The organism is Pseudonocardia ammonioxydans (assembly GCF_900115005.1).
GTDB lineage: Bacteria > Actinomycetota > Actinomycetes > Mycobacteriales > Pseudonocardiaceae > Pseudonocardia > Pseudonocardia ammonioxydans.
In genome coordinates this window covers 79,530-91,805 of the sequence record NZ_FOUY01000001.1, presented here as the reverse complement: position 1 = coordinate 91,805, position 12,276 = coordinate 79,530, and the positions used below count along the sequence as shown (strand labels likewise).

Sequence of the window (12,276 nt, the reverse complement as noted above, 5' to 3'; positions counted from 1 at the left end):
GGGTTAGCCTCCTGCACGTGACGGGTGTCGCAGAGACCGACGGGCCGACCGGGGCGACCCCGCTGCCGCGCCACCACGAGAACTGCTTCGCCTGCGGCGACCGGCCCGGCGGGCTGCGGCTGCGCTTCGCCGACCCCGGCCCGGACGCCGACGGGCGGCCGTGCGTGATCGGCGCGTTCACCGTCGACGCGCCGCACCAGGGCGCCCCGGGACTCGCGCACGGCGGCACCCTCGCCGCCGCGATGGACGAGCTGTTCGGGGCGCTGCAGCACCACCTCGACGAGGTCTACGTCACCGGTGAGCTGTCGACGCGCTTCCACGCCCCCGTCCCGCTGGGCGAGACGCTGCACCTGAGTGCGGTCATCGAGGAGGTCGACGGCCGCAAGCTCCGGGTGCGGGGCACCGGCCGGTTGCGCACGCCGGACGGCCCGCGCGCGGTGAGCGCGACGGCGTTGTTCCTGGCCGTGCCGATGACGCACTTCGTCACCCACGCGCCCGAGGGCACCGAGTTCCGCGGCAGACCGCTCTCGGTGCTGGGTCACAGCCGGGAACGCCGTGCCCGGTTCGTCCGTTCACCGGGGGAAGACCCGCAGGACCGCACGGAAGGGTAGGGCGGCGTGCACAGCCACATGAACGGTCTGAAGACGGCCGTGCTCCTCGGCGCCATGAGCGCACTGATCCTCGCGATCGGCGGGCTGATCGGGAGCCGTACCGGACTGGTCATCGCCCTGGTCGTCGCGCTGGGGATGAACGGCTGGGCCTACTTCAACTCGGCGAAGCTGGCCCTGCGCTCGATGCACGCCCAGCCGATCACCGAGGCCGAGTACCCGCAGCTGTTCCGGATGGTGCGCGAGCTCAGCCAGCGGGCCCGGCAGCCGATGCCGGCCCTCTACATCAGCCCGACCGACGCGCCGAACGCGTTCGCCACCGGCCGCAACCCGCGCAACGCCGCGGTGTGTGTCACCACCGGGCTGCTGCACCTGCTCGACGAGCGCGAGCTGCGGGCCGTGCTCGGGCACGAGCTCAGCCACGTCTACAACCGCGACATCCTGATCTCCTCGGTGGCCGGTGCGATGGCCTCCGCGGTGAGCTTCATCGCGAACTTCGCGATGTTCGCCGGCATGTTCGGCGGCGGCGACGAGGACCGCCCGAACCCGATCGCGATGATCCTGGTCGCGCTGCTCGGCCCGGTCGCGGCCGGCGTCGTGCAGATGGCGGTGAGCCGGTCGCGGGAGTACCAGGCCGATGCGTCGGGCGCCGAGCTGAGCGGGGACCCGCTGGCACTGGCGTCGGCGCTGCACAAGCTCAAGTACGGCACGGCGGCGGCCCCGCTGCCGCCGGACCCGCGGCTGACCTCGCAGTCGCACCTGATGATCGCCAACCCGTTCCGGCCCGGCGAGAAGATGGCCCGCTGGTTCTCCACCCACCCGCCGATGGAGGACCGGATCGCCCGGCTGCAGGCGATGGCGCGCTGAGCCCCGTCCGGACGCCGCCCAGGTTGCGGATCCGTAACGGTCACGGGGGTCGCGGGCGATGCACGGGGTAGCAGAGCTCCCCCTGCGGAAGAGGACCCATGAGCGAGACCCCAGGCCGCAAGCCCCGGCACGCGCTGTCCGACACCGGGCCGTCGGTACCCGTCCAGAGCGGGCCCCCGGAGGACCTGTTCGGGACCGGTGACGCCGACCCGGGGCCGGACGTGCCGGAGCAGTCGCGTGTCGAGGGCCCGTTCGGTCAGCAGCATGACCAGGACCAGGATCATCAGCACGGCCGGGGTCAGGACGCCGATCGCGATCCCGCGGCCGCCGTCGAACGGACCGCGCCGGCGACGGCGTTGTCGGACCGGGACCCGGTCGTCCCGCACCCGTCGTCACCCGGCGACGATCTGTCCGGTGACGGCGGGCTGTTCCGTGACGGCGGCGATCTGTTCGGTGACGACGGCGAGGCCCCGACCCGGGCGCTGCCGGTCGTCCCGCGCCCCCGCGAGGACGACGCCGGCCGCAGCCGCCCCTCGATCGCGGCCGTCGCGCAGCTCCCCGAGCCGTTCCGGCCTGCGCCCGTGCAGGGCGCGGCGGCGGGCCGGCCGGGCAGCGGTAGGTTCCGGCTCCCGGAACTGCCGCCGACCGTCCGTCCGGTGCTGCCGGCGGTGCTGGGCGCGGCGACCGCGCTGATCCTGGCCCTCGGCGTCGTCGCCGGGGTCAACGGCGCCCCGGACCCGCAACTCACGCCGCCGCCCCCGGCACCGGAGTCCGGCCCCTGAGCCCCCGCCCCTGAGCCCCGCCCGGCCTCCGGCCGCCCCGCCTACGCCGGGCCGGGCTCGACCAGCCGTACGAGGTCACGGACCCGGGCGCGCTGCACCTGCGGGTCGGCGGGGGAGTGGTGCAGCAGCCCGTCGACGGCGTGCACCAGGGTCCGGGCGAGTGCGTCGGGGTCCCCGCCGCCGGCCCGCCGGGACAGGTGGAACGCGATCTCCCGCATGCAGTCCGTGCGCAGCGCGTCCACGGCGGCGACCCCGTCCGGGGTCCGGGTGGCGAAGCCGGCGAACAGCGCGTGCAGGTGCGGGTGGTCGGCGTGCAGTGCGACGGCGGTGTCGGCGATCCGCAGCAGCGCGACCACCGGCTCCGGCGGCTCGGCGCGCAGGGCGGCGAACTCGGCGTCCAACGTGGACCGGGCCTCGGTGACGTGCCGGGCGACGAGCGCGTCGAGCAGCGCCTGCTTGTGCGGGAAGTACTGGTAGAGCGAACCGATCGAGACGCCGGCGCGCTCGGCGATCCGGTTGGTCGTCGCGGCGACACCCTCGCGTCCGAAAACCTGAGCCGCCGCGGTCAGGACGATCTCCACGGTCTCCCGGGACCGGGCCTGACGTGGGGTTCTGCGCACCGCGGTGCCCTTCCTGTCGACGGCCCGGACGCGAGTTGTGGGCGATCATCCGACCACGAAGGCTGGCCGCGTGACCAGCATCCTGTTCGTCGACTACCCGCTGCGGCTGCTGCCCGGCGCGCTCGTGCTGGCCGCGGCGTTCCTGCTGCTCGGGCACGCGGCCCCGCTGCTGCGGATCGTCGTGCTGCTGCTGGGTTTCGTCCTGATGCGCGACGCCATGACACCGCTCGGTCTGTGGTCGCTCGGGGCGGCCCCGAACGGGGTCCTGTGGCTGCGGTTCGCCCCGGACCCGGTCGTCCTGGCCGGGCTCGGCGCGGCCGGGGTGGGGCTGTCGCTCGCGATCGCCCACGGCCCGCGGGACCTGCGCGGACTGGTCGTGTGGGGACGGCTCGGCCCCCGGGCGGTGGGGGACGCGCTCGGGGCCGCCGCAGCGGTCCTGGCGCCGCTGACGGCTCTGCTGTGGATGGTGCCGGTGGACCAGCGCGGCGGTGCGGTGGCCGTGGCGTTGCTCCCGGCGCTGGCGGTGCTCGCGTTCGGCGGGAACCTTCTCGAGGAGGTCCTGTTCCGTGGGTTGCTGCAGGGCTACCTGGCGGGCCCGCTCGGCTACGGCCCGGTGCGCACGGTGCTGCTGTCCGGGCTGTTCTTCGCGGCCGGGCACGTGTTCCTGGCCTCGACGGTGACGGGGCTGGGATGGCCGGTGCTGGTGTTCACCCTGGCCGAGGGGCTCGCGTGCGCCTGGGTGCGCCTGCGCCACGGGGTGCTCGCCGCGACCGTCACGCACGGGACGGTGATCCTGGTGCTGGTGTCGGGCCTGTGACGGGACCACGAGCCCGCGCGGCTCACCCGGCGCCGGTTCGCTCCCGGGGCCCGGAGAACCCCGCCGCGACCAGCTGCCGCGGCGTGGCGTCGGGCAGGTAGGCCCGGGTGAGGGCGATCCCGATCCGCGGCAGGTCCGCCTCGTCGCGGAAGCACAGGTACACCGGCTCGTAGCGGGGTGCGAACTTCGCCTTGAACGCGTGCAACGACCGGAACCCGTAGAACGGCTCCAGGGCACCGCCGAGCCCGTCGAGCAGGCGGTCGGTCCGGTCCGTCCCGGCGGAGCCGTCCGCCCGGGCCAGCGGTGCGCCCGACAGCGATACGAACTCGTGTCCGTCCGCGGCGAACTCCAGGCACGCCGACGCGATCATGAACTCCATGACCGGGCGGAACCCGTCGGCGCGCCGCCGCATGACGTCGAGCGTCCAGCCGCGGACCACCCCGCCGGGGGCGTACACCGGCAGCCACGACGTGACCCCGTGGACACCACCCTCGCCGTCGACCGCCAGGCCGACCCGTACGTCGCGGTCGAGGGCCTCGTCGACCCCGCCGAGCGTGAAGCCCATCTCGGGCAGCCCCTTGTTCCCGACCCACTCCTCGGAGATCGCCCGGACCTGGGCCAGGACCGCCGGCGGCTCGTCGGCCAGGACGACCGTCCGGAACCCGATGCCGTCGCGTTTCGCCCGGTTCAGGGCAGTGCGGACGGTCTGCCACTTGCGGCCGGTGAACGCGAGACCGGGCAGGTCGAGCAGGGTGTCCTCGGCGATCCGGACGGTGCGCCAGCCGGTGGCTCGGGCGGCGTCGGCGACGGCCTCGGTCACCGAGAACAGGCAGGGCGTGAGCCCGCCGCGCTCGGCCTCGTCGGTGAACCCGGCGACGGCCTCGGCGAGCTGTCCGGGCGGGACGACCGGGTCGGCGAGGGCGAGCGCGATGCCGGCGTGCCGCTGGTAGCCGACGTACCCCTCGCCGTCGTCGGTGAACCGGTAGCGGATCTCCGGCCACAACGTCATCCACGACATCGTCGAGCCGCCGTTGCGGACGAGCAGCGCGCGGGCGCGTTCGCGGGCGTCCTGTTCGTCGCCACCCAGGCCGCCGGGCACCCGGCGCCGCAGTGGCACCCGGAACGCCCCGCGGGTGCCCAGCAGGTACCCGGTCAGGCCGGTCCACAGCAGCGCACCACCGACCGCGACCGGGGTCACGGTGGGCCGCGCCCCGGCCACGACGGCGACGACCGCCAGCACCGCGGTGGCGACGTTGAGCAGCCCGTACCCGACGGTCACCCACCATGCCCAGCGCTTCCCGAGCCGCAGCGCGTTCGCGACCACCAGCACGACGACCAGGTCGGCCACGACGTCCACGACCGGCTCGGCGAGGCCGACGGTCGAACCGAACGGGCCGTCGCCGGGGAACAGCAGGACGACCACCTGGACCAGCCCGATCGCGACCAGGCCCGCGAAGGCCACCACCCGCGTCTCCCGGCGGGTGCGCGGCCCGAAGCCGGGTTCCACCCCGAACAGCCGCTGCCCGACGACCAGCCCGACGGCGACGGCGACCGCGTGTGCGACGTCGCCGAGCGTCCCCTCGAACAGGAACGCCACGACCACGGTGAAGCACAGCGCCGCCCGGATCCGGAGCCGCCACGGGGAGCGGAGCGCGGCCGTCGTGACGGCCAGGACGGTGAGCGTGCCGGTGGTGGCACCGACCTCGCGCGCGGCTGCGAGCTCGACCGCCCAGCCCCACGGCGTCGTCGACAGGGCCGCGACCAGTGCCGAGGCGACGAGGACCCCGCCGACCTGACCGGCGACCGCGGTGACCGCGACGACGCGGGTGCCCATCCGGATCTCGCAGGCCCCGACGATCACGGCGAACAGCAGCAGCCCGGACAGGTACTGCCCGGGGGTGTGGGCGAACAACCCGCCGGACACCGGTGTCCAGAACCGGCCCTCCCGCAGGGCGGGGACACCGAACGCGACCTGCGCGAACCACGACTGCTGCCAGCTCGGGTGCCAGAACGCCCGGGTGAACAGACCGGCCAGCACGGTCGCAGCCAGGACGGTGACGGTGAACGGGATCCGCTGCCACGCCAGGGGCAGCGAGCCGGCCAGGCGCGAGGCCCACACCTCGAACCGCGGCGACGCCCCGGCTCCGGCCGGCGCCGCCCCGGACGGTTCGGGCACGTCCGGCCGCCGCCCGGTCGTGCGGAGGGGCCCGCCGGTCGGGACGGCGTCGGTGGTCGCCACGGTGTCGCTCCCGTCGTCCGGAGAGGGGCCGGCCCGCGGTCCGGAACGTCCGCGGACCGGTCCCCGAGCGGGACTCGCGCGGGCACCGGTCGTCGTTTCGGTGCCGCCGCCGTGCCGTACCGCGGAAGGTGATCACCACAAGTGACGATGACGGGGCCCGGCGCAACCAGGACCGTGGGCGGACAGCCCCGGGGGTCCGATGGAGGAGGCCGGCCGTGACCGTGTCGGGTTCGCGTCTCACCCGGGTGGCGGGCGTCCTCGCCGCGCTCTCGGGTGCTCTCTACATCCTCGTCCAGCCGATCCACCCGGCCGAGAACGCGGCCACGGTCACGGGCGGGGCCTGGGCGGCCGTCGGCTGGCTGACGATGATCATGGCCGTCTCCGGTCTGGTCGGGATCGTCGGGATCTACCTGCGCCAGGTCCGCGAGTCCGGACCGACGGGACTGGCCGGCGTCGTCCTGTTCGGGACGTTCTACCTGCTCACATGGGCCTTCGCGTTCGCCGAGACGCTCGTCATGCCTCCGTTGGCGGCCGAGGCTCCGCTGTTCGTCGACGGGTTCCTGGGCATCTTCAGCGGTGCCGGTACCCAGGTCGGTCTCGGCGTGCTGCCGGTGCTCGGCCCGGTGGCGGCCCTGCTGTACGTGCTCGGCGGGGTGCTGTTCGGACTGGCGATCTTCCGGGCCCGCGTCCTCGACCGCCGGGCGGGACTGCTCCTCGTCGCCGGGGCGCTCTCGACCCTGCTCGTCCCGCTGCTACCGCACGCGGCCGGGCGGTACGCCGCCGTGCCGGTCGGGCTGGCGATGATCTGGCTCGGGTACTCGCTGTGGTCGGTCGAGCGGGGCCCTGCCACCGACCACGGTGAACCGCGGCTCGACACGCCCGCGACCACGTGAGGAGCAGCGGGCTACCGGCGCGCCGCCGGTCACCGGGGCCCGGCCACGAGGCCGACGCTGCGGTGGCTGCCGCCGGGGCCGACCCGGCCCGGCCGGCCGCGCGGCTGTGGTGGTGGGCGGCCGGGCTGGCGGTGTTCGGGCTCCTGCCGGTGCTCGCCCGGCTCCTCGTCGAGCTGGCCGGTGGAACCGTGACCACGCCGGCGAACACCCGTCCCGGTGCGGCGATACCGCTGATCCTGCATGCCGTCAGCGGGACGGTGTTCACCGTGCTCGGCGCGTTCCAGTTCCCGACCGCGGGCCGGTCGCGTGGCCGGGCCCGGGTCTGGCACCCGCGGGCGGGACGCCTGCTGGTCCTCGCCGGGGCGACGGCGGCGCTGACCGCACTGTGGCTGACCCTGTTCTTCTCCGACACCCGTGGCAGCGGTGTGCTGCTGTACCTGTTCCGCCTGGCCTTCGGTGTCGCGATGGTGGCGTGCCTCGTGGCCGGGGTCGTCGCGATCCGGCGTGGCGGCGCCCTGCGGCACCGGGCCTGGATGATCCGCGCCTACGCGATCGGCCTGGGTGCGAGCACCCAGATCGTGACCCTCGGCGTCGGTGGTGCGCTGATCGGCGACGGTGAGCTCGGCACGGCACTGCTCACCGCCGCCGGCTGGATGATCAACCTCGGGGTCGCGGAGTGGGTGATCCGTCACCGGTCGCGGGCGGCACGGCCGGACCGGCGGGCGACAGGTGCTCCGGCGGTACGCCGGTGAGTCCGTCGCCGGCCCCGTCACCGGTAGTTGGTGAACTGGAGCGCGATCCCGAAGTCCTTCTCCTTCAGCAGCGCGATGACGGCCTGCAGGTCGTCCTTCTTCTTGCCCGAGACGCGCAGCTGGTCGCCCTGGATCTGGGCCTGCACCCCCTTCAGCTTCTCGTCCCGGATCGCCTTGCTGATCTCCTTGGCCTTGTCCTGCGCGATGCCCTGCAGGATCTTGCCGTTCGCCCGGTAGACCTTGCCGGAGATCGCCGGCTCATCGACCTCGAGCGCCTTCAACGAGATGCTGCGCTTGACCAGCTTCTCCTTGAAGACCTCGATCCCGGCACGCAGGCGCTCCTCGGTCTCCGACTCGAAGCTCACCGCCTCCTCGCCGGCCCAGGAGACCGTGGTGTTCGTTCCGCGGAAGTCGAACCGCTGCGAGAGCTCCTTCGCAGCCTGGTTCAGGGCGTTGTCGACCTCCTGCCGGTCCACCTTGCTCACGACGTCGAACGACGGGTCGGCCATCTCGGGTGTCCTCCTCGTGGTGCTGGGCCCCCCTCGTCGGGGCCCGTCGGATCGTGTCGTATCCTCGTTCACGCACCGAGCGAGAGCGACGTGCACCCCGGCTGGTTGCCCGAGCGGCCAAAGGGAGCGGACTGTAAATCCGTCGGCGTAGCCTTCCCAGGTTCGAATCCTGGACCAGCCACAGCAGGACAAAGAGACCCCCGACCAGCGGAAACGCTGGGACCGGGGGTCTCTTGCGTTGTCCGGGTTGGTCCGGCTGTGACCGAGCGTCTACGGGGTGTTCGCGGACGCGATCATGAACGGCGGTCGCGAAGAGCCTGCTCGACCGACGGCCCGGGCGCAGTTGCAGAACAGCGGAGAACAACGCGCGTGCCTGGCGTGGTCGAGCACGACGCGCAGGTCCCCCGCCTCGGCGAGCTCCGGTGCCGCCACTTGATCGACGTCAGCGGGTTCGCGTCCAGGCGCCCGCGCTCCACGGCGAACTCGACGGCAGTGAACAGGATCGCCCGCTTGCGACCGAGGATGGAGGGCGCGGCCGGCTTTCCGTCACGGAGCCGCCTCCGGCGGCGAGGCCGCAACGGCAGACGGGACACCATTCGAGCCGGTGTCCCGCCCGCCGTCAGCGATCAGATACCGAAGGGTGCGGCGTAGCGGACCTGGCCGCCCGGGAGCGGGCTCCCGTCGAGGGACAGCGCCATGAGGGCGTCATCGGGGACCTCGACCGAGAGCCGAATGCCGTGCTCGCTCGCCCGGCCGAACCCGAAGCGCGGGTAGTAGCTCGGGTGTCCGAGGACGACGACGTACTTCTCGCCCCGCTCGCGGGCCCGATCCAGGCCGGCGTGGATCGCGGCGGATCCGGCGCCGGTGCGCTGGTACTGCGGCAGGACCGCGCAAGGCCCCAGGCACAGGGCTGCGGTGTCGCCGACGTGGCAGCGGGTCAGCAGCGCGTACCCGATGACGATGCCTGCCGCGTCGACGGCAACGATCGACAGTTCGGGGATCCAGTTCGGGTCGGCGCGCAGGGCGTCGACGAGGTTGGCCTCCTCCTCGGTGTCGAACGCTGCGCTGTTGACCTCGTGGATGGCGGTGATGTCCGCGTCGATCTCGGCGCGGGTGGTCCAGCTGTTGGACACAATCGTTCCGTTCTCGGTGTCGTGTGGTCGACCTGATCCCGGACACAGGACGGTCGAGGTGTGATGACTCAGGAAGTAGCCACGTCCCGGAGCGTGGGGGACGTCGCGTCGCCACGACGGGCAGCGGCCACCGGCGCGGTCATCGACCCCACCTCCTTCACGATCACATCGACATCGGAACGACCCGAACGCTAGCAGGGCCGCGCGGGGCGGCAGGACCGAATTTCGTAGAGCCTCACCGACGCCACGTTGGTCCAGGACCCCTGGCTCTGCCCGGACCCGGCGCCGTTCTGAAGATCATCAGAACGGGGGCAGGTCGTCGTCGGACGCCGTCGCGTCCGGTGCGTCGGTGTCCTCGGGTGCGGTGTCGTCGTGGGCCGGTGGGCCGCGTTCGTGTCGGCGTAGGTCGGGCTGTTCGTCGTCGGCGTAGACGGGCCCCGGTGCGGGCGCGTCGAAGGCCGGGTCGTCGTCGCGGCGCACCGGTGTGATCGGTGGCGGCAGGATCGGTTCGGGGTCGACCCGGTACTGGCGTTTCAGGGGGCTGGTCCAGATGAAGTGGCCGGGTTCTGGCTGGTCGAGGCGCCAGTTGCCCTTGGTCTTCAACGTGTGGTCGTGCCGGCACAGCGGCCCGAGGCCGCCGCGGACGGTCGGCCTGCCGTGATGGTGGTCGATCGTGTGGTCCTGGTCGCAGCGTCGGGCTGCAGTCCGACACCCGGGGCTGAGGCAGGTGCGATCCCGGACCTCGGTGTGGCGCCGCAGTGCCGCATGCGGGAACCGGGCGTTCGGTTGGTTGTCGAGTGCGGCGTCGGGGTCGTCGTGCTCGGTGTGCTGCCGGTACTGGTCGGCGATGTCGGTGATCACCTTCGCCCAGGCGTCGTGCTCGGCAGCGTCCGCGGCCAGGGTGACGAGCTGGCCGGCGGGGATGTGGAGTTCGACGATTCCGCCGCGTGGGCCGGTGGGGTCGCGGGGTGTCGGGCGGTGTCGGGTGATGCCTTCGGCGAGTAGGTGGCCGTGGTCGTCGACGACGACCCAGCGCCATTGGGCGCGGTGTTGGCGGGCGACGAGGCGCCGTGCGGCGCTGGCGGGGATGGGTCCCCAGCCGGGGAGTTCGCCGGCGCGCTGGTCGAGGCCGAGCAGGGTGCTGAGGGGGACGCGGACCTCGGTCCCGACACCGGCGGTCGTCCGGAGCCCGGTGCCGCTGCCGCTCGGCGGTGAGGAAACGACAGTCGGTGCTCCCGAGTCGGGCTCGGGGGATGCGGGTGCGCCGCCGCTCGGGCCGCCGGGCTTGGGGCCGGAAGGACCGGGGCCGGTGCCGCCTGATCCGGGGTCGCCCGGTTCTTGGTCGTCGGGGTCGGGACCGTCAGCGTTCGGGTTGTCAGCGTTCGGGTTGTCAGTGCCGGAACTGCTCGAGTCGGGACCGTCCAGGTCCGAGGTACCCGATCCGGGTCCACCGGCGTCGGCGCCACCGGAGGCCGGCCTGCCGGCCGCCGGGCTACCGGGGACCGTGCTCCCGGAGGCCGGGTCGCCGGTCGCCGGGCGGCCCGCAGCCGGGGTGCCGGCTGCCGGCTTGTCGACCTCGCTACCGGTGGTGGGGTTGTCGGCGTGGCCGGCGAAGCGGGCCATCAACGCGCGCAGGATCCCGGCCCGGTCCAATCCGTGCAGTGTCCCGTCGAGCAGGCCGAGGACGAGGTCGGCGCGGATCTGGTCGATCGTGCCCGGGTGCCCGTCACGCCGGGCGGCCCTGGCCAGGGCGTCGAGGCGTTCCCAGGCGGCGGCGGCTTCCTCGGCGGGCAGGCCTTCGGCGGAGATGACGGCGGTGCCGGTCTCGGTCAGATACGCCACCACCAGCCGGTCCCGGATCGCCTTGCGGTAGCGCCGCTCGTAGTAGGCCGGATCCAACTCCAGGATCAGCCGCTTGATCCGTTCCCCGATCTGCCCGGTCGTCAACTTGGGCGCCTGCGGCAGCACCGCCTCACAGATCGCGGCGCGCTGCGCGGCGGGCAGGTCGGCGAGGTGCTGGGCGAACACTCGGGCCTTGGTGCGGTCGATCCGCCCCTGACACAGGGAGGCCTGCACCTGCGGAAGGTCACTGACAAGCGTGACGGCGAGGCTCATCTCGTATTCGGCGGCGCGGCGGTTCCAGGCCAGGGCGAAGCGGATCTCGTCGGAGCCGTACTGGTCGGGCAGGGCACCGCGGCGGATCTCCAGGGGACCGGCGAACGGGCGGCGGTGCACCACTTCGGAGATGGCGGCGAACATGTGGGCCTGGTGGTGGGACAGCTGTCGGGAGTGGGCGAGCATGACCTCGTCGATGTCGTCGTTGCACACCTGGGTCAGGTCGATCCTGGCGAGGACGGCGGCCAGGTCGGGGCCGGGCGGCATGGCCGCCAGCCCGTCTGGAATCGCCTGCCCCAGCTGCATGGTTCGAACATACGCTCGACCACCGACAGTTTCGGTTCACAGGTCCGACTCACCTGTGAACGGCCGACGTGAGGAGCCGGACGGCCTCGTCGAGCGCTGCCGCCGGTTCGCCCGGGTCCGCGGGCTCCGATTCGTCCAAGCCCGATCCGGCGACAGCACCGACGATGAGCGCCATGAGCGATCTCGAGAAGGCCGTCCCCTCGGTCTGGGCGTGCCTCCACTACCGCGACCCGCGTGCCGCCCTCGCCTTCCTCACCGGAGCCTTCGGCTTCACCGATCGAGCCGTCCACGCCGAGCCCGGCCCGGACGGCACGATCCACCATGCCGAGCTGACCTGGGCCTCCGAGCGCGGGGAGGTCGGCGGTGTCATGTTCGGCGCGTCCGACGACACCGCACGCTTCGGGGCCGGGCTCGTGCACGTGGTCGTCGAGGATCCCGACGCGCTCTGCGAGCGCGCACGGGCCGCCGGAGCCGCGATCGTCCGCGGCCCGGAGGACACCGACTACGGCAGCCGCATGGTCGTCGCGACCGACCCGGAGGGGAACACCTGGAGCTTCGGCACCTGGCACGAGGACTGACAGTGAGCCCGGAGGGCGGTCAGGCCGGTGACCGGTGCGGCAGAGCCGGGACGGGAG

The 12,276-nt window shown here is 73.4% G+C and carries 12 protein-coding genes and 1 tRNA gene; 8 read left to right on the top strand and 5 right to left on the bottom strand.

Going from position 1 to position 12,276, the window contains the following annotated elements; translation table 11 throughout:
• The first annotated feature begins 17 nt into the window (after positions 1-17).
• The 3 genes from BM093_RS00510 (at position 18) to BM093_RS00500 (ending at position 2,257) form a co-directional block, all read left to right on the top strand.
• On the top strand, positions 18-611 hold the full coding sequence (locus BM093_RS00510) for a PaaI family thioesterase (protein ID WP_218162608.1): 594 nt from the start codon (positions 18-20) through the stop codon (positions 609-611).
• Between the two features lie 6 nt (positions 612-617).
• A complete protein-coding gene (gene htpX, locus BM093_RS00505; protein ID WP_093335512.1) occupies positions 618-1,475 on the top strand; it encodes a zinc metalloprotease HtpX in 858 nt (285 codons plus the stop codon).
• Positions 1,476-1,573: 98 nt separating this feature from the next.
• The gene (locus tag BM093_RS00500; protein ID WP_093335508.1) at positions 1,574-2,257 is read left to right on the top strand and encodes a hypothetical protein; all 684 of its coding nucleotides are present in this window, start codon (positions 1,574-1,576) and stop codon (positions 2,255-2,257) included.
• A 41-nt stretch (positions 2,258-2,298) separates the two neighbouring features.
• On the opposite strand, the gene BM093_RS00495 is transcribed toward BM093_RS00500, so the two are convergent.
• Positions 2,299-2,877 (bottom strand): TetR/AcrR family transcriptional regulator, encoded by a 579-nt coding sequence (locus BM093_RS00495; RefSeq protein WP_218162607.1) that lies wholly within the window; start codon positions 2,875-2,877, stop codon positions 2,299-2,301.
• 70 nt (positions 2,878-2,947) lie between these two features.
• On the opposite strand from BM093_RS00495, the gene BM093_RS00490 reads away from it, so the two are divergent.
• Positions 2,948-3,694 carry a CPBP family intramembrane glutamic endopeptidase gene (locus BM093_RS00490; protein ID WP_245773204.1) on the top strand — a complete coding sequence of 249 codons (747 nt, stop codon included), beginning with the start codon at positions 2,948-2,950 and terminating at the stop codon, positions 3,692-3,694.
• A gap of 22 nt (positions 3,695-3,716) precedes the next feature.
• Here BM093_RS00490 and BM093_RS00485 read toward each other — a convergent pair whose 3' ends face one another.
• A complete protein-coding gene (locus BM093_RS00485) occupies positions 3,717-5,933 on the bottom strand; it encodes a bifunctional lysylphosphatidylglycerol flippase/synthetase MprF (RefSeq protein WP_245773203.1) in 2,217 nt (738 codons plus the stop codon).
• Between the two features lie 215 nt (positions 5,934-6,148).
• Between BM093_RS00485 and BM093_RS00480 the strand changes: the two genes are divergently transcribed.
• Together BM093_RS00480 and BM093_RS00475 are read left to right on the top strand one after the other, a co-directional pair.
• Positions 6,149-6,826, top strand: a complete 678-nt coding sequence (locus BM093_RS00480) for a hypothetical protein (RefSeq protein ID WP_177238202.1) — start codon at positions 6,149-6,151, stop codon at positions 6,824-6,826.
• Between the two features lie 62 nt (positions 6,827-6,888).
• Complete coding sequence (locus BM093_RS00475) at positions 6,889-7,578, top strand: DUF2306 domain-containing protein (RefSeq protein ID WP_218162606.1); 690 nt, start codon at positions 6,889-6,891, stop codon at positions 7,576-7,578.
• A gap of 17 nt (positions 7,579-7,595) precedes the next feature.
• Here the strand turns inward: BM093_RS00475 and BM093_RS00470 are convergent, their stop codons facing one another.
• The gene (locus BM093_RS00470; RefSeq protein WP_093335502.1) at positions 7,596-8,087 is read right to left on the bottom strand and encodes a YajQ family cyclic di-GMP-binding protein; all 492 of its coding nucleotides are present in this window, start codon (positions 8,085-8,087) and stop codon (positions 7,596-7,598) included.
• A 99-nt stretch (positions 8,088-8,186) separates the two neighbouring features.
• On the opposite strand from BM093_RS00470, the gene BM093_RS00465 reads away from it, so the two are divergent.
• Positions 8,187-8,268 (top strand) — tRNA-Tyr (locus BM093_RS00465).
• A gap of 445 nt (positions 8,269-8,713) precedes the next feature.
• Here the strand turns inward: BM093_RS00465 and BM093_RS00460 are convergent.
• Together BM093_RS00460 and BM093_RS00455 are read right to left on the bottom strand one after the other, a co-directional pair.
• Entirely contained in the window at positions 8,714-9,220 is a 507-nt protein-coding gene (locus BM093_RS00460) for a GNAT family N-acetyltransferase (RefSeq protein ID WP_245773202.1), read from the bottom strand.
• A gap of 300 nt (positions 9,221-9,520) precedes the next feature.
• A complete protein-coding gene (locus BM093_RS00455; protein WP_093335496.1) occupies positions 9,521-11,641 on the bottom strand; it encodes an HNH endonuclease signature motif containing protein in 2,121 nt (706 codons plus the stop codon).
• A 173-nt stretch (positions 11,642-11,814) separates the two neighbouring features.
• Here BM093_RS00455 and BM093_RS00450 point away from each other — a divergent pair, with 173 nt between their 5' ends.
• Positions 11,815-12,219, top strand: coding sequence for a VOC family protein (locus tag BM093_RS00450; protein WP_093335494.1), 405 nt, complete (start codon positions 11,815-11,817; stop codon positions 12,217-12,219).
• Positions 12,220-12,276: the final 57 nt, after the last annotated feature.

Coding starts and splice junctions, on each gene's coding strand:
- BM093_RS00470 (WP_093335502.1), bottom strand. CDS start 8,087: ATGGCCGACCCGTCGTTCGACGTCGTGAGCAAGGTGGACCGGCAGGAG.
- BM093_RS00455 (WP_093335496.1), bottom strand. CDS start 11,641: ATGCAGCTGGGGCAGGCGATTCCAGACGGGCTGGCGGCCATGCCGCCC.
- BM093_RS00450 (WP_093335494.1), top strand. CDS start 11,815: ATGAGCGATCTCGAGAAGGCCGTCCCCTCGGTCTGGGCGTGCCTCCAC.
- BM093_RS00500 (WP_093335508.1), top strand. CDS start 1,574: ATGAGCGAGACCCCAGGCCGCAAGCCCCGGCACGCGCTGTCCGACACC.